Source organism: Luteibacter sp. NPDC104163 (assembly GCF_055584245.1).
Genome location: NZ_JBVJMK010000008.1, coordinates 191,691 through 208,284 on the forward strand (window position 1 = coordinate 191,691; position 16,594 = coordinate 208,284).

Here is a 16,594-nt window from a genome sequence, read left to right on the forward strand (position 1 = left end):
GCACCTCCTTAGACGAAATCGAGCACTTCAGCGAGTGGACGCCGCGGCTTCTGCGGCCAGTTGCCAGGGCGTTCCTTGCCAACGGCGAGCAACATCACCGGCACTTCGTCGTCGGCAAGACCGAATTCTTCGTGGACTGCGTCGGCATCGAATCCGATCATCGGTGTCGATCCTAGTCCCATCGAGCGCGCGGCGTAAATGATGGCAGCGGCGCCGAAAGTAGCCGTACGGACGGCTTCGTCGCGCTGACGCTGGGGGAAATCCTTGTAGAGATTGCGCGCCGGAATCTCCCATTCGGGGACCATGCTTTCCGGCATGATGCCGGCCGCGACCACCGGTGCCAGGCGCTCAGGTATCACGCTGGAGTCGGCGAGCTGGCCGCATACAATGAAGGTGACTGCCGCATCGGTGATGGCCGGCTGGCTCCACGCGATCGGGCTGAGGCGTGCTTTTTCGGCCGCCGAACGGACGGCAATGAACCGCCAGTTCTGTAGGTGAAAGGACGTCGGCGCACTTGTACCGATTTGTACAAGTTGGCGGATCTGATCGTCGCTGAGCGTTGCGGTTCGGTCGTAATACTTTGCGGCACTACGACTCAGGATGCTTTCGATGACCGGATTGGATACGCGGTTTTCGATGGACGACACAACGGAACGGGGAGCGATGACAGCGTTCATAACGTGCCTCGTAGGGATGTCGGTGAGTGGAGCGCATCGTGCGCTCGGCATGCTTCGACGGTAAGCACCAAAACGATTTTTTTTCGCTGTACCATGGCCCATGGGTCACGAGCTGCGCATCAAGATCGATCGATCGTCCGATGCCACCCTGGCCGAGCAGATCTGCCACGGTGTCATTGCTTCGATCAGGAGTGGCGTGTTGGCGCCCGGGGCGAGGCTGCCCTCGTGGATCACGCTGGCCGAACAGCTTGGCGTCGCCAGGGGAACTGTAAAGACCGCTTACGATCGCCTCGCCGATGAGCAGGTCGTGACCTCGTCGCGGTCTGGTGGAACACGCGTTGCCAGTCGCCTTCCAGTGGCGAGCCTGGTTCATTCCTTCCAGGAAGAAGACGCATCCCCCGAGCTGTATAACCACCTGCTTGCTACGCCGGGTGTCTTCCAGATGGGCGTGCCGCCGCCGAAGGGGCTGCCCGCCACCGTTATGGCGCGCCTGCGGGCGCAGGCCGCGCGCATGGAGGTCGATGCGCCAGCGGTTTATCCGGATCCGCGCGGTGAAGCAGCATTCCGTCGCGCCATTGCCGCGCAACTCGCGCTTGCTCGCGGGATTGAATGCAGTCCCTCCCAGATCTTTATCACCGCGGGCTTTTCCGGCGCACTCGGCATTGTGTTGCGCGTGCTCGATGTACAAGGCCGCGAGGCGTGGGTGGAGAACCCGGGCTTCTTCCAGAGTCGCATGGCGCTTGAGTTCGCCGGCCTGGTTCCCGTGGGCATCCCGGTCGACGGCGAGGGCATGGACGTTGCCCACGCCATGGAGCGCTCAGCGGATGCAGCGCTCGCACTGGTAACGGCAGGGCAACATGCGCCACTCGGCGCGACGTTGTCGCTCAGTCGGCGGAATGAATTGATCGCGTGGGCAGCGCGAACCGGCGCATGGGTTATCGAAGATGACTACCTGGGCGAACTCCAGCTGACGCGCCGCGCAGCGCCGGCCATGTCATCGCTGGACCGTAGTGGACGCGTGATCCATATCGGGTCATTCAGCAAGACCATCAGCCCGGCATTGAGGCTTGGCTTCATCGTGGCGCCGGCGGGGCTCGTGGATCGGTTTTCCGAAGCCGCGCTCTTCTATGGTTCGGCGCCAGGCCCGGGCATACAGCTTGCCACTGCACGGTTCATGCAGGACGGGCATTACATGAGGCACCTGGGACGGGTACGACGAATGTGCGTCGCGCGAGGCGAGCTGCTGAAGGCCACGCTGAACGCGTTGGGATATGACGCGCACATCGGCGGCCTCGCGGTGGTCATGCGCCTTCCGGCCGGCGTGTCGGATACCCTGGTTTGCAGGAAAGCGGGTGAGCTCGGCATCACGCCATCTCCGCTCTCCGCGTGGTTCGTTCCGGGCGGCCCCGTCGAGCCTGGGCTTCTGCTGGGCCTGGCCACCGTGAGTGAAGCGCAGATTCCGACGGTCTGCGAACAGCTGGACCGGCTGATTCGGGAATCCGCCTAGCCTGCGCTCCGCTGGTACAGCGAACGCCGACGGTTTTGGTTCTTTCGGGGCACCCTGATGTGGTGGAGCATTAGCAGCGTATCCCGGGGCCTCGTTGACTGCCGAGCCCCGACCCACCGGTGCTGCTGCACGAGGTTTCAGGAGGTCACGTGGAACAAGCCATCCAGATTGGCGACAGAATCTCCGACAACACGACGCCGCCGGACGACAACACCATCCACCAGTGGCTCGGTGCAAAAGCCTTCGCGCACTGGAAGGCATTGCAGGACTGGATCGATACGTTATATCCGGGCGTTTTTTCGCCGGAATGGATCTATGGCGGCAAGAAACGCGGTTGGTCCCTTCGCTACAAGAAGACCAAGGCGTTTTGCACGCTGCTCCCTGAGTACAAGCGGTTGTCGGCGATCGTGGTGTTCGGTCGCGCCGAACGCGAGAAGTTCGAGGAGAGGCGTTATGCGTGGCGGGAGTCCCTGGTCACGCAATACGACGAGGCACCGAGCTACCCGGATGGCAAATGGCTGACCATGAACATCGCTTCGGCAGCCGACCGTCATGACCTGACGATGCTGCTGGCTATGAAGCGGCCGCCGCGACAGGAGGGGTGACGTCGCTTCGCGTTAGCCCGCTGCCTTCAGTATCAGGTCGGCGATCTCGCGGGGATGCGAAATCATCGAAACGTGGCTGGCCTTCAGTTCGATGGTCTGCGCATTCATGCGCTTGGCCATGTAGCGCTCGAGGTCAGGGTTGATGGTGCGGTCCTCGGTCGACACCGCATAGAAGCTCGGTTTCTGGCGCCACGCGGCGTTGGTCGTCTTGCCGGTTAGCAGTGCCTTCTTGAAGGGCTCCTGCACCGCATAGAGCGCGAGCGCCTTGTCTTTCGGAAGGTCGCCCGCGAAATCGCGCAGGAAGGCCTCTTCCGTGAGACGCCCTTCGTCGCCATCGAACACGATGCCGTTGGACGCGGGCGGCGTGGGGTACTTCTTCGCCAGGGCCGTGTAGTCCTCGCCGGCGTCCGGTGCGCGCGCCGCGACGTACACCAGCGACGCTACCTTCGGGTGCACGCCGGCTTCCGTCACGATCATGCCGGAGAACGAATGGCCCACGAGCACCGTCGGGCCGTCCTGGCGGTCGAGCACGCGGCGGCAGGCCTCGACCGCTTCAGGCAGGGTCGTCAGCGGGTTCTGCACCGACGTGACATTCAGGCCCTTCGCCTGCAGCAGGGGAATCACCTCCGACCACGACGAGCCATCGGCGAAAAGGCCGTGGACCATGACGATGTTGCTTGCCTTGGTGGGTGCCGCCACGCCGGCCGCCTGGAGCGCCATGGCCTTTGTCGACAGCGCCACGGCGGAAAGGCCAAGGATCAAGCGGGTCGAGAATTCGCGACGGTTCATGGGCGGTCTCCGGTGGCGGGTGGTCGGGGGCCTGGATGACGGCAGAGGGTGGTAGCTCAGAGGATGCGCCTGGGAATGTGACGGCCGCAATGTCGCCGGATAGCCCGGCGGTGGGCAAAGGGGCGAGCTACGGAGTCATCAAGCTAGCTGCCGAGCTACCCCGGAGCGACGTACTAGTCCTTGTCCGGCGGCCAGCAGTAGGTCCGCCCATCGGCTTCACGGACAGCCTTGGCCGCAACCTCGTCCGGGAACAAGCCGCGCGCACGAATAGATTGATAGAACGCGCTGCCGCCCTCGGCCTCTATGGGGACGACAACCCATGCATCGGAACCGGTCACGGATATGTAGATGAGGTCGCTTCCCATCATCCCGCCGTCTTTAACGCAGACCTGTCGCACATCCTTCCAGTAGAACGCCTGTTTCCATGCCTCGTCCATGCCCTGTGTGTCCTTTACGGTCACACAGGCGTCGTCGAAGGTCACCGAAAGCCGATCTTTGATTGGTTTGCCCAGGAGATAGCGCCGCCGCATCTCCCGCGTTACACGCCCTGCGGTTACGACTACCAGCTCGAAGATGCTTCGCATTGTCACTCCCACATTGGGCCGTGAGACAGTTATAGCGCTTCCGCACAGCCGGCGACCAACTCGCGAAACCACGTCTGCGCCGAGTTCGCATCGTTGCGGCGGTGCCATAGCGCGTGGAACGTGATGTCCGGCAGCTGCACGGGTGGCGGGAACGTCGCGATCGTGCGCGCAGACGCGGACGCGAGCACGACGCGCTGCATCAGCGTCGCGGTCATGTCGGTCTGCGCGATAACCGACGGCACGACGAACATTTGCGGCAGCACCAGTGCGAGGCGACGCGACTTCCCCTTTTCCGCCAGCGCCTGGTCCACAAGACCGTAGCCCTCGCCCTCCGGCGACGCGAGTACGTGGGATAGCGACAGGAATGCCTTCATGTCCATGCCACGGCGCGCCACGGGATGATGGTTGGCGACGATGGTGACGAAGCTATCACGCAGGATCGGCCGCGACAGGATGCGGCGATCGTTGTGCAATGGTGGAACTCCGATGGCGACGTCTACCGTTCCCGCATCGAGCAGATCCACTGCCTCGTCGCGGCCGGTGAACGCGTGCACGGAAAGTGTCGCACCCGGGGCTTGCTCACGCAGCGCCATCGTGATTGCGGGCAACAGCACGAAGGCGGGGTAGTCCGACAGGCCGATCTTGAACGCCTGCGTTGCCTGTGCCGGCACGAACACCGTCTCGTCGACAAGTACGGCGCGGATCTGCTGCAGCGCCTCGGCGATGGGTGCGGCGAGATCGCGGGCCCGCGCGGTGGGCAACAGGCCGGCGGCGCTTCGATGGAACAACGGGTCGCCTGCGAGTTTGCGAAGCCGCGCCAGCGCCGCACTCATGGCGGGCTGGCTTACTCCGACTTCCGCGGCCGCGCGGGTGACGTTTCGCTCACGCATCAGCGCGTCGAACGCGGCCAACAGGTTCAGGTCGATGCCATGAAAATCCATGGAATCAATATTACGTTATATCCGCTATCTGTTGGACGGATACGGAATGGCCGCCCAGACTGTGCTCCATCGCCCACCACTAGCCGATGGAGACTGACATGAACACGCTCCCGATCGATACGCAGCGACGCCTTCAGGCCGAACGCCAGGCCGTTGAAACCCTCTACCGAGCCTTCAGCGAAAAGAACCCCGACCTGGTCGACAGCGTGCTTGCCCCGACATGGGACGACATTCCGCTGGCTCCCGGCCAGGCGCCTGGTCCGGCCGGCATCAAGGACATCATCCGCGGCTTTATCCAAGCCTTCCCCGACGTGAACATCATCGTCCACGACATGGTGCAGGAGCCGGGCAAGGCCGGGGTCCGTGCCGAAATCACGGGCACTCACCTCGGCGAGATCTTCGGCATCCCCGCCACCGGCAAAGCCGTCGCCTTCCGGCTGCACGAGTTCCACGAACTCCAGGACCTGAAGCTCACCACGACCTGGCACATGGAGGACTGGTTCGGCTTCTTCATGCAGCTCGGCCAGTTCCCGAAGGGGGACTGAAATGAAAGCAGCCCAGATCTCTTCCTTTGGCGGCCCGGAAACCATTGTGATCACCGACATCGCCGCTCCCGTGGCCGGCTCTGGCGAGGTCGTCATCGCCATCCAAGCAGTCGGCCTCAACCCGCTCGACCTGAAGATTGTCGCGGGAACCATGCAGCAGGTCTTTCCCATCGATCTGCCATATACGCCGGGCACCGACTTCAGCGGCGTCGTTGAAGCCGTCGGCGAAGGCGTCACCGACCTGGATATCGGCGATCGGGTATTTGGCCGCACTAACCCGGCTACCGGAGGCGCGCTTGCTGAGCAGGTCCGCCTTCCAGCCGCCGACGTTCGCCGTATCCCCTCCGCGATGAGCTTCGAACAGGCCGCGTCATTGCCGACCACGTACGGTACTGCGAAGCAGGCCCTTTCTGATGTCGCGAAGCTTAAGGCCGGCGAACGCGTGCTGATCCACGGTGGTGCCGGCGGTGTGGGCACCATGGCGGTGCAGCAGGCAGCGCTGATGGGAGCCCACGTCATAGCCACCGCGTCCGATCGCAATCACGATCTGGTCAAGGAACTCGGCGCAAACGAAGTCATCGATTATCGCCAGGACGATTTCACACGGCTCAGGAACATTGACGTCGTACTCGACACGCTTGGCGGCGAGACGCTCGAGAAGTCGTGGGGCGTGCTCGGACCGGACGGCCGCATTGCGACGCTCGCCGATTTCAACATCGAGGCACGCGGGAGCAACAAAGGCGCCGCCGTGTTCTTCGCCACCGCTACGCCGTACCTCGCCAATGCTGTTGCGCAGTTCCAGCAGGGAACCTTGCAAATCATCACCGATGCGATTTTTGACCTCACGGAGGTACGCGCGGCGCTGGAGAAGCTAGCTACGGGGCACGCCAGGGGGAAGATACTCGTCAGGATGAGTCGCTGAGGTGTCAATCGTCAGGCGAAGCCACGTCATGACGACGGTCAGGTCGTCCACCATCACGTTCCGGATGTCCCGGGGGAGGGCCGGGACTTCGCCTCGGGGCCGCTCACGCCACGTACGAGCACCGCCATGGCGATGGCCCAGTTCACACCCAGCCAGCCCAGGTACAACGCGGGCGGGCAGCTGAATACCACCGCTTGCCATCCACGCGCGGCGGCTTCATAAGCCGCGGGCCCACCGGCTGCGCCAAGGATTACGCCGAGCCACGGGTGTGTGCGCACCACGCGGAGGGAACGATCAATCGTGGTCGCGAACGAAGCCCATAGCGCAAGGATCCATAGTGGCGCGCCGCCCGCAGGGAACGCGGGTGACGGCGTGGCGTAGTGCCACCATCCGAGCAGCGACGGCACGCCATCCACAAACGTGCCGAAGGCAACGGCCACGATCAGGCGACGCACATCGGCCATGGGATCGGAGCCAAACGGAAGCTGCAGGGCCACGAACGCGCACGCGATGATGGCCGGTACTGTCGTCGCCCCGCGCGACGCACCGATCACCAGGGCAAACCACAATGCCTGGTAACCGACGAAGTTGATGATGCGCATCCACATGGGAATCCCATTCGTATGTCCCAAGGGGGTATACGCAGAGGTTCGCCGGATGGATGCACCGCGAACCAGCGAATGAGAAGCTATCCGCTGATCAGCTTTCAGGTGGGGATTCGTAAAGCCGAAAACGTGCAGCGAGATAGACGACGCAGGGAAACATGGCTGCGGTCACAAGGGCTGCGACAATGAACTTGGGCAGCGCGACGAACGTTGCGCCCCAGCGGAGGCATTCGAAACCGGCAACACCCACCGTGAGTCGGCCGATAGTAGATGCCCAGCCGCTTCGCTCGACCGGATAGCCACGCCACTCGAACCATGCGATTGCCACGGCAAGTCCTGCGACTTTTGCTACATCGACCAGGTCTGTGCGAAACAGGACGAGACACGCGACGATGCTGGCGAAAGCGATTGCACGGACAGGTAATCTACCGTGCCGCATTACGACTGTGGCGGCGGCGGCAGCCCAAAGGCCAATCGCCAGCCCGCCAAGCACGTCAGCGAGGAAGTGACGACCAAGGTACATGCGGGAAATCGCCATTGCGACGCCCCAGGCAAGGGCGACCGCCCACGTTCGACGACGCCAGCCAAAGGCCAGGCACAAGCCCAGCCAACCGGCGACGGTTGCACCAACGTGTCCGCTTGGAAAGCCATAGTCCGGCTCCTTTGTTGCCCGAAGCGCGGCAGCGGCGCCCGGCTCGGGCAACGACCAGGCGTCACGTGCACTCCCGCCCGGAAACAAGGCCTGGTGCGGCATCCCACCGTCCATCAGCCTTGCATCGACGTCACTGGGTCGTGGGAGCTCGAAGTAGTCCTTGCCACCATGTATCGCGACCGAAGCGAGAAGAAGCGACAGCGTCACGGTGAGGCCCGGCCTAAGACGCCCCCCGAAGCAGGCACCGATAACGATCAGCGGATAAATCCAGTCATAGCCCATGAAGGTGATGGCACGCATCAGCGCCAGCACCCAAGGGGCATTGAACGACTGCAGCCAGGCGTGGAGGTCCGTCTCGAACATTGAGTAGTCTTCTTCGTCAGAAGAGGCGATGATCGCCGCCAGATCCCACAGTGGCAACGGCTAGTGGGACGAATGGTTGGCATTCCGGGGCCAACCGCGGGCTTCGGAGCCCCACCCCGATGCTAAGCGTTCGGGCAGTGGGCCGCGCGGAGTGCGTTCCGCTGGTTCGAGGCAAGTACGACAGCGCAGACAGCGAGCGCTACAGCCAGGCCAAAGCCAAACTCCGTTGTGACGTACGGTGCGCGGCCATTCGTCGCGGTCGACGCATCAAGCACGCCCTGGATCAGGGTGTTATGCACCGCATGCAGGATCACGCAAGGCCAGACGCTGCCCGATGCCATGCGTAGCCAGGTCATCACAAAACTCAGGCCCACCACCATGACGGTAAAGCAGCTGATGGCGTAAGCCGCGGGCGTGCCTGCGTTGTAATCGGCACCGAGAAGAACGGGGTAGTGCCAGGCCGCCCAAAGCAAGCCGACGGCGAAACTGGTCCCCACGTAGCCCCAGCGCGCGTACAGCCGCGGCACCAGGAAGCCACGCCAGCCAAGTTCCTCGCCGAGCGTCCACGCCATGGTGCCGAGGACGATGAATACCATCGTGGTGGGAATGCCGAAGAATGCTGCAAACGCGGTGGGGTGCGAGGTGACCTTGAACGTCGCGGCGAGTGGTGCGCTGAAGTGATCCCACTGGAATGCGCCGGGAATCATCGCCCATGCCAGCAGATAGACGGGCACGGCATAAAGCCAGGGGAGCGCGTAGCTCCAGCCCAGATGCCGCGCGCGTGGCCAGCTCCAGCCAAGCGAGCGGATGTCCAGGTGACAGATCAGGCAGGTAAGCAGCGCGGCAGTGCCGGGGCACCACATCAGTATGCGCGAGATCATGGGTGGCTCGCTGCCGATGGCTACCGACAGCGAACAGACCGGCGCGCTCAGCGCGACAAGCCAGAACAGGAACCAGATGAGCGATCGCTTCGAGGATGGGGCGTCGGTCACGACTGTATTCGCGTGGGGGAGGCCGACAGGGTAAGTGCTGTAACGGACCGGCTCATGGCCCGGAAGTACCGGGAAAGTCCGGTAGTTCGCTAGAACAACTCCCCCTGCGGCGAATGAATCCTAGGCGCCACAAACCGCGACGTATCCAACACCGTGTCCCAGGCCCGATGCAGCCCCGCCTTCCGTGAAGCCACCTGCACCCGCTTACGAATAATGTCCGCAAAGATCCCCTGCCCGCGCATCCGCGTAGCGAAGTTGCTGTCGTAATCCTTCCCGCCATTCATCTGCTGGATGAGGCTGATGATGTGCGCGGCGCGATCGGGATAGTGAATCTCCAGCCATTCCCGGAACAGCTGCTTCAACTCGTGCGGTAAACGAATGCAGGTATAGCCGATCGAGTTGGCGCCGTTGGCAGCGGCCCGCTCGATGATGCCTTCCACATCCTTCTCGTTGAGCGCTGGAATGATCGGCGCGACCAGTACGCCGACGGGTACGCCAGCATCGTGCAGTGTCTTCACCGCCTGCAATCGACGATGAGGCGCCGACGCTCTCGGCTCCAGCTTCGACGCCAGCTTGTTGTCCAGTGAATTGATCGAGATGAACACCTGCACCAGATTCCGCTCGGCCATCGGCGCGAGGATATCGAGGTCGCGCTCGATCAATGCGTTCTTCGTAACGATGGTGCACGGGTGGTTGCACTCATTCAGCAGCGCCAGCGCCGCGCGAGTAAGGCGCCACTGCTTCTCGATCGGCTGGTACGGATCGGTGTTGCTGCCGATGTTGATCGGCTTGCAGGTGTAGTTCTTCTTCGCCAGCTCGTCGCGGAGAATCTCCGCCAGGTTGACCTTGGCGAACAGCTTCGTCTCGAAGTCCAGGCCGGCGGAGAGGTTGAGGTAGCCGTGCGAGGGGCGCGCGTAGCAATAGATGCAACCGTGCTCGCAACCCCGGTACGGATTGATCGCCTGATCGAAACCTACATCCGGCGAGTCATTCCGAGACACCACGCCTCGGGCCAGTTCCTGGCTCACGGTGGTAGCGGGGCGGCGATCCTCTTCCTCACGATGCCAGCCGTCGTCCTCGGCCTGGTACCGGGTGGTCTCGAACCGGCCCTCCGGGTTGGAGGCGGCGCCCCTGCCCTTGTGCGGGCGGATCATGGGAATCGGCTGGGTCATTGTACAAATGTACAACAACCCAATCTCAGTGCACGCGATTCCTCATGGTCGCCGCCATTGTTCTACTGGCGTTCTCTATCGCCTGGGTGAAGCGCGTATGGGCCGAGATAGTGCACCGTTCGCACCCAATAAGCGGCATGGGTGCGAACGGTATCCGCCTCAATGCTCCAGCGGCACGTCCTTCGTCTCCCGCACAAAGAACAACCCCACCACGAAGGTCATCAGCGCCACGATCACCGGATACCAGAGCCCGTAGTAGATATCGCCCTTCCAGGCCACGAGCATGAACCCGATGGTCGGCACGAACCCGCCGAACCAGCCATTACCAATGTGGTACGGCAGGCTCATCGACGTGTAGCGGATGCGGGTCGGGAACATCTCCACAAGCCACGCGGCGATCGGGCCGTAGACCATGGTCACGTAGATCACCAGGATAGCGAGCAGCACCACCAGCATCGGATAGTTCGTCTGTGAGGGATCCGCCTTCGCCGGGTAGCCCGCGGTCTTCAGCTGGCCATCCACCTTCTCCGTGAACGCCTTGCTCTGCCCGGTGAAGGTCGCCTTGTCCAGGCCAGCACCCTCGAACGATTCGATCACCTCATCACCGATCTTCACCGTCGCCAGCGTGCCCGCGGAAGCGGCGGCATTGCTGTACGGGATGCCCTTCTTTGCCAACACGCTCTTCGCCACGTCGCAGGAGCTGGTGAAGGTGTGCTTGCCCACCGGATCGAACTGGAAGCTGCACGCGTCCGGGTCGGCGGTGACGACCACCGGCGCGGTTGCGGCGGCGGCTTCGATCGCCGGGTTACCGAAGTGGGTAAGGCCCTTGAAGATCGGGAACATGGTGAGCGCGGCGATGAGGCAACCGGCGAGCACGACCGGCTTGCGCCCGACCCGGTCAGAGAGCCAGCCAAAGAACACGAAGAACGGTGTACCAATGAACAACGCCGCGGCGATCAGCAGGTTCGCGGTGGTGGCATCGATCTTCAGGCTCTGGGTCAGGAAGTAGAGCGAGTAGAACTGGCCCGTGTACCAGACCACGGCCTGGCCGGCAGTAGCGCCGAGCAGGGCGAGGATCACGAGGCGCAGGTTCTTCCACTGGCCAAAGGCTTCGGTCAGCGGCGCCTTGGACTGCTTGCCCTCGGCCTTCATCTGCTGGAACACCGGCGACTCATGCAGCTGCAGGCGGATATACACCGACACGCCAACCAGGATCGCCGAGATCAGAAACGGAATACGCCAGCCCCAGGCATCGAAGGTGTCGGCGCCCATGCCGAGGCGCGTGCCCAGGATCACCAGCAACGAGAGGAACAGGCCGAACGTCGCGGTGATCTGGATGAAGCTGGTGTACAGGCCGCGCTTGCCATCCGGTGCGTGCTCGGCAACGTACGTCGCCGCGCCGCCATATTCGCCACCCAGGGCCAGGCCCTGCAGAAGGCGTAACAGGATGAGCAGCACGGGCGCCGCGACGCCTATCGTTGTGTATCCGGGAAGGACACCCACGAGGAACGTGGACGTACCCATGATGATGATCGTGACGAGGAACGTGTACTTGCGCCCGATGAGATCACCGATGCGCCCGAACACGATGGCACCGAACGGCCGGACGGCGAAGCCCGCGGCGAACGCCAGCAGCGCGAAGATGAACTGGCTGGTGTCGTTGAGGCCGGTGAAGAACTGCTTGCCGATCGTGGCCGCGAGCGAGCCGTACAGATAGAAGTCATACCATTCGAACACGGTGCCCAGGCTGGACGCGAAGATCACGCGTTTGTGACTGGTGCCGATATTGCCTGCGGCATGCATGCCGGATGCGGTGGTGGCCATGCGGGTCTCCGTCAGAAGCGGTACATCGCGTTAAGGGTGTACTCGTTGCCGGAATCCGTCTGGCGGCCGAGGCCATTGGTCGTCGTCGAGTAAATCTTGGAGTGGATCCATTCGCCGCTGAAGTCGAAGGGTCCGGTGGTGTACTGCAGGCTGAGCGCCTGTTGCTGGCCCTTCAGCAGGCCGGCGGTGTTGGCAGCGCGCCAGCGCAGCACATCGTCCTTGTCGGGCTTGCTCACCGAACCGAACGCAAACAGCGTCCAGTGCTTGTCGAACTTGTAGCCCGCCTGCGCCCAGGCGCCCTTGTCCTTGATATCGCCGAACTGCGAGAGGTCGCCGAACATCTGGCCGATGGCGTTACCCGTGTACACGGCGCCCTTCAGGATGAAGTTGCCGGGCGTCCACATGCCACCCAGTTCCACCGCGGTGCTCTTCACGTTGCCCTTGATCGGCGTGACGGTGTTGCCATCCACGCCGTGCAGGTCGATGCGGCTGTAGTGCGCACCGAGGAAGGCCTGCCAGTCCTTGCCCTTCGCCGTGATGCGGGCCTGGATCTGCGGCTTGAAGCCCGCGTTGCCGGCGGTCAGGAAGTTGGTCGTGGCACCCGGGCCGTTCCAGCTGCCTTCGTAGGCGCCGAGGTCGAAGCGCCACTTCGTGCCTTCCGACCCGTGGTTCAGGTCCTGCATCCAGACGACGCCGGGGTAGCGCCAGCCGATGAGGCCGGTGCCGTAGCCCAGCGGGAAGGCGATGTGCGAGAGCGATTGCGGGACGTAATCGAGCGGGAAGAGCAGCTGCCACATCTGGCCGATGCGGAACGTGGTGCCCGTGTCGACGTTGCTGATATCCATGTACGCCTGGCGCAGGCGCTGCTCCGGCTGTGAACCGGCATACGCGCCGGTGCCGTTGAAGCCACCGAAGAAGTCCATTTCGATACGGCCCGAGCCGGTCCAGTTCTCGTTGAACCGGGCGCCGGTGAAGTCGAGCCAGAAGCGCGTGTTGCGCACATCGACGCCGGTGATCGAGTTGGCCTTGCCTGACGCACCCGGCAGCGGGTATTCCGCGTTCTGGCCGTTGCCGTACTGGTAGTTGCCATCCTGCTTGAAGCCGCTGACGTTGATGAAGCCGTGCAACGCCAGCGAGACGCCCGGTGCGGTGCCCGTGGTGAAGGAAGGCTTCGCCGGCACGGCCGCCACGGTCTTCTCGACCTTGGTCACCTTCTCCTCGGTGGCCTGCGACTGGGTCTGCGCGGCCTGGGCGGTGGTCGCCGCCTCGGTGGTCGCCGCCTTCTGTTCCTGGATCATGGCTTTCAGCTCGGCCAGCTGCTGCTCGAGCTGGTTCACTCGCTGCTCCAGCTGCGCCTCGCGGCTGGATGTCTTCTTCGACTTCGACTGCGCGTGGGCGGTGTCCGGCATGGCCGCGAGCGGCAGCATGAGGGCACAAGCAACGCTTAAGGCGATGGCCTTGCGGCCACCGGAATGCGTGGTCTTCATCAATGGTCTCCCCAACCCTTGGCAGGCCGAGAATGTGACAGGCCGGGCCGGGCATCCATTCGCCAAAGGTCGAACCTCGACCAAAGTCGTAAGCACGCCGCATCCGTATGCTGCGCCGCGACGTTACACTCAGGGTCCAAGCCCCCACGTAACCTTTGTGCCGCAGGAGCCAGCATGTCCGAGATCCACCCGGTCGATCCCGCCTTCGCCGAAAAGGCGCGTATCCGCAAGGATGACTACCAGCGCATGTACGCGGAGTCGGTCCAGGATCCGGAGGGCTTCTGGAAGAAGATGAGCGAGCGCCTGGACTGGATCAAAAAGCCGACGAAGATCAAGGACGTGTCCTACGATCCGGCCAACCTGCACATCAAGTGGTACGAGGATGGCGAGCTCAACGTGGCCGCCAACTGCCTCGACCGCCACCTCGATAAGCGCGGCGACAAGACCGCGATTATTTTCGAAGGCGATGACCCGAACGAAACCCGCACGCTGACCTATCGCCAGCTGCACGCCGAGGTCTGCCAGTTCGCCAACACGCTGAAGAACCTGGGCGTCGGCAAGGGCGACCGTGTGGTCATCTACCTGCCGATGATCCCCGAGGCGGCCGTGGCCATGCTGGCCTGCGCCCGCATCGGCGCCATCCATTCGGTCGTTTTCGGTGGTTTCTCGCCGGATTCGCTGGCGAGCCGCATCGCCGACTCGAAGGCCAAGCTCATCGTCACCGCCGACGAGGGCTGCCGCGGCGGGAAGAAGATCCCGCTGAAGGCTAATGTCGATGAATCGCTGAGCCGGCCGAACACCAACAGCGTCGAGACCGTGATCGTGGTGAAGCGCACTGGCGGGGCGATCAACGTCCAGTCGCCGCGCGACCGCTGGTATCACACCCTGATGGAAGGGCAGTCCACGGAGTGCCCGGCCGAGCCGATGAACGCGGAAGATCCGCTGTTCACCCTGTACACCTCGGGCTCGACGGGCCTGCCGAAGGGCGTGCTGCACACCAGCGGTGGTTACCTGACCTACACCAGCCTCACCCACGAGCTCGCCTTCGACCTGCGCGAGGACGATATCTACTGGTGCACGGCCGATGTCGGCTGGATCACCGGCCACAGCTATGTGGTGTATGGCCCGCTGGCGAATGGCGCGACCGTCGTGATGTTCGACGGCGTGCCGAACTACCCGGATTTCAGCCGCTTCTGGCAGGTGGTCGACAAGCACAAGGTGACGCTTTTCTACACCGCACCGACGGCGATCCGCGCGCTGATGCGCGAAGGCGACGAGCCGGTGAAGAAGACCTCGCGCAAGAGCCTGCGCATCCTGGGCACGGTCGGCGAGCCGATCAACCCGGAAGCGTGGAACTGGTATTACCGCGTGGTCGGCGAAGAGCGCTGCCCGGTGGTCGACACCTGGTGGCAGACCGAGACGGGGGGCTTCCTGATCACGCCATTGCCGGGTGCGATCGACCTGAAGCCCGGTTCCGCGACGCTGCCGTTCTTCGGGATCAAGCCGGCCATCGTCGATGCCGAGGGCAAGGTGCAGGAAGGCGCCTGCAGCGGCAACCTGGTGATCACCGATTCGTGGCCGGGCCAGATGCGCACGGTGTACGGCGACCACCAGCGCTTCATCGATACCTACTTCAAGGCCTACCCGGGCAACTACTTCACCGGTGACGGCGCCCGCCGCGACGAAGACGGCTACTACTGGATCACCGGCCGCGTCGATGACGTGATCAACGTATCCGGCCACCGCATCGGCACCGCGGAAGTGGAGAGCGCGCTGGTCGCGCACCCGAAGGTCGCCGAGGCTGCGGTGGTCGGTTGCCACCACGACATCAAGGGCCAGGGTATCTACGCGTTCGTTACGCTGATCTCGGGTGAGGCGGGTAGCGAGGAGCTGAAGAAGGAGCTGGTCGCCGGCGTGCGCAAGGAGATCGGACCGATCGCGGCGCCGGATTACCTGCAATGGGCGCCCGGCCTGCCGAAGACACGTTCGGGCAAGATCATGCGCCGCATCCTGCGCAAGATTGCTGAGAACGCACCCGACCAGCTGGGCGATGTCTCGACGCTGGCCGATCCGGGCGTGGTGAAGAACCTGGTGGAAGAAAGACTGATCAAGTGAGCGACGTCCTCATCGCCGATGACCATCCGCTATTCCGCGACGCCCTCCAGCGCGCGGTCCTGGCGGCCCTGCCGGATGCCACCGTGCATACGGCGGACAGCGTGCCCGCGCTGTTCGCGCTCATCGAGACGATGCCGGAAGCCGACCTGCTGCTGATGGACCTGCACATGCCGGGCGCGCGCGGATATTCCGCGCTCGCGCATATCCGCGGGCAGTATCCGGGGTTGCCGACGATCGTCGTGTCCGGACATGAGGAAGCGCAGGTCGCGCGGCGCGCGCTTGCGCATGGTGCGTCGGCGTATATCCCGAAGTCTGCGGCTGTGGATGATATCGTTGAAGCAGTGCGCGCGGTCCTCGATGGCGATGTGTGGCTACCGCATCAGCTGATGGGCGGCACCGTGGAACTGAAGGCGGATGAGGCAGATGTCGCCGCACGAGTCGCTTCACTTACGCCGCAGCAGTTCCGCGTGTTGAACATGATCGCCGAAGGCTTGCTCAACAAGCAGATCGCTTACGACCTGGGTGTGTCGGAAGCAACGGTGAAAGCGCACATGACGGCGATCATGCGGAAGCTCGGCGTGTCCAATCGCACGCAGGTGGCGCTCGCCGCTTCGCATCTGGATGTCGAGAAAGAGACCATCCCGGGCCTCACCGAAGAAAAATGATGTTGTGGGAGCGGGGGGGGGGGGGGGGGGGGGTTTGGGGCCCCCCCACCCCCCCCCCCCCCCCGCCCCCCCCCCCCCCCCCCCCCAAAAAAGGGGGGGGACAAAAACAAAAAAGGGAGAGAGGGGGGGGGGGGGAGCGGGTGTGTGTT

16 protein-coding genes are annotated in these 16,594 nt (G+C 63.6%); 6 read left to right on the plus strand and 10 right to left on the minus strand.

The features are described 5' to 3' along the window. Positions 1 to 8 precede the first annotated feature (8 nt). A complete protein-coding gene (locus ACZ6YI_RS12395; protein ID WP_465778932.1) occupies positions 9 to 677 on the minus strand; it encodes a nitroreductase family protein in 669 nt (222 codons plus the stop codon). Between the two features lie 100 nt (positions 678 to 777). Here ACZ6YI_RS12395 and ACZ6YI_RS12400 point away from each other — a divergent pair, with 100 nt between their 5' ends. Beyond that, complete coding sequence (locus ACZ6YI_RS12400) at positions 778 to 2,184, plus strand: aminotransferase-like domain-containing protein (RefSeq protein ID WP_465778933.1); 1,407 nt, start codon at positions 778 to 780, stop codon at positions 2,182 to 2,184. A 149-nt stretch (positions 2,185 to 2,333) separates the two neighbouring features. Next, complete coding sequence (locus tag ACZ6YI_RS12405; protein ID WP_465778934.1) at positions 2,334 to 2,789, plus strand: DUF3788 domain-containing protein; 456 nt, start codon at positions 2,334 to 2,336, stop codon at positions 2,787 to 2,789. Positions 2,790 to 2,801: 12 nt separating this feature from the next. On the opposite strand, the gene ACZ6YI_RS12410 is transcribed toward ACZ6YI_RS12405, so the two are convergent. From ACZ6YI_RS12410 to ACZ6YI_RS12420, 3 genes are all read right to left on the minus strand, one after another. Continuing rightward, positions 2,802 to 3,578: an alpha/beta fold hydrolase gene (locus ACZ6YI_RS12410; RefSeq protein ID WP_465778935.1), complete on the minus strand. Its 777-nt coding sequence runs from the start codon at positions 3,576 to 3,578 to the stop codon at positions 2,802 to 2,804. 173 nt (positions 3,579 to 3,751) lie between these two features. Next, the gene (locus tag ACZ6YI_RS12415; RefSeq protein WP_465778936.1) at positions 3,752 to 4,162 is read right to left on the minus strand and encodes a hypothetical protein; all 411 of its coding nucleotides are present in this window, start codon (positions 4,160 to 4,162) and stop codon (positions 3,752 to 3,754) included. A gap of 29 nt (positions 4,163 to 4,191) precedes the next feature. Next, a complete protein-coding gene (locus ACZ6YI_RS12420) occupies positions 4,192 to 5,103 on the minus strand; it encodes a LysR family transcriptional regulator (protein WP_465778937.1) in 912 nt (303 codons plus the stop codon). A gap of 98 nt (positions 5,104 to 5,201) precedes the next feature. Here ACZ6YI_RS12420 and ACZ6YI_RS12425 point away from each other — a divergent pair, with 98 nt between their 5' ends. Together ACZ6YI_RS12425 and ACZ6YI_RS12430 are read left to right on the plus strand one after the other, a co-directional pair. Next, positions 5,202 to 5,648, plus strand: a complete 447-nt coding sequence (locus tag ACZ6YI_RS12425) for an ester cyclase (protein ID WP_465778938.1) — start codon at positions 5,202 to 5,204, stop codon at positions 5,646 to 5,648. Between the two features lies 1 nt (position 5,649). After that, the gene (locus tag ACZ6YI_RS12430; RefSeq protein WP_465778939.1) at positions 5,650 to 6,570 is read left to right on the plus strand and encodes an NADP-dependent oxidoreductase; all 921 of its coding nucleotides are present in this window, start codon (positions 5,650 to 5,652) and stop codon (positions 6,568 to 6,570) included. A gap of 53 nt (positions 6,571 to 6,623) precedes the next feature. On the opposite strand, the gene ACZ6YI_RS12435 is transcribed toward ACZ6YI_RS12430, so the two are convergent. The 6 genes from ACZ6YI_RS12435 to ACZ6YI_RS12460 form a co-directional block, all read right to left on the minus strand. Further along, positions 6,624 to 7,178, minus strand: coding sequence for a DUF2878 domain-containing protein (locus ACZ6YI_RS12435; RefSeq protein ID WP_465778940.1), 555 nt, complete (start codon positions 7,176 to 7,178; stop codon positions 6,624 to 6,626). Positions 7,179 to 7,269: 91 nt separating this feature from the next. Then, complete coding sequence (locus tag ACZ6YI_RS12440; RefSeq protein WP_465778941.1) at positions 7,270 to 8,190, minus strand: phosphatase PAP2 family protein; 921 nt, start codon at positions 8,188 to 8,190, stop codon at positions 7,270 to 7,272. 122 nt (positions 8,191 to 8,312) lie between these two features. Further along, a complete protein-coding gene (locus ACZ6YI_RS12445; protein WP_465778942.1) occupies positions 8,313 to 9,182 on the minus strand; it encodes a lysostaphin resistance A-like protein in 870 nt (289 codons plus the stop codon). Between the two features lie 89 nt (positions 9,183 to 9,271). Continuing rightward, on the minus strand, positions 9,272 to 10,354 hold the full coding sequence (locus ACZ6YI_RS12450) for a PA0069 family radical SAM protein (RefSeq protein ID WP_465778943.1): 1,083 nt from the start codon (positions 10,352 to 10,354) through the stop codon (positions 9,272 to 9,274). Between the two features lie 159 nt (positions 10,355 to 10,513). Continuing rightward, a complete protein-coding gene (locus tag ACZ6YI_RS12455) occupies positions 10,514 to 12,178 on the minus strand; it encodes an MFS transporter (RefSeq protein ID WP_465778944.1) in 1,665 nt (554 codons plus the stop codon). An 11-nt stretch (positions 12,179 to 12,189) separates the two neighbouring features. Continuing rightward, positions 12,190 to 13,665, minus strand: a complete 1,476-nt coding sequence (locus ACZ6YI_RS12460; RefSeq protein ID WP_440325258.1) for a hypothetical protein — start codon at positions 13,663 to 13,665, stop codon at positions 12,190 to 12,192. A gap of 174 nt (positions 13,666 to 13,839) precedes the next feature. On the opposite strand from ACZ6YI_RS12460, the gene acs reads away from it, so the two are divergent. Both acs and ACZ6YI_RS12470 read left to right on the plus strand, forming a co-directional pair. Then, positions 13,840 to 15,780 carry an acetate--CoA ligase gene (gene acs / locus ACZ6YI_RS12465; protein ID WP_465778945.1) on the plus strand — a complete coding sequence of 647 codons (1,941 nt, stop codon included), beginning with the start codon at positions 13,840 to 13,842 and terminating at the stop codon, positions 15,778 to 15,780. After that, positions 15,777 to 16,445 (plus strand): response regulator transcription factor, encoded by a 669-nt coding sequence (locus tag ACZ6YI_RS12470; protein ID WP_465778946.1) that lies wholly within the window; start codon positions 15,777 to 15,779, stop codon positions 16,443 to 16,445. The genes acs and ACZ6YI_RS12470 overlap by 4 nt, the downstream gene beginning before the upstream one ends. The last annotated feature ends 149 nt before the right edge of the window (positions 16,446 to 16,594 follow it).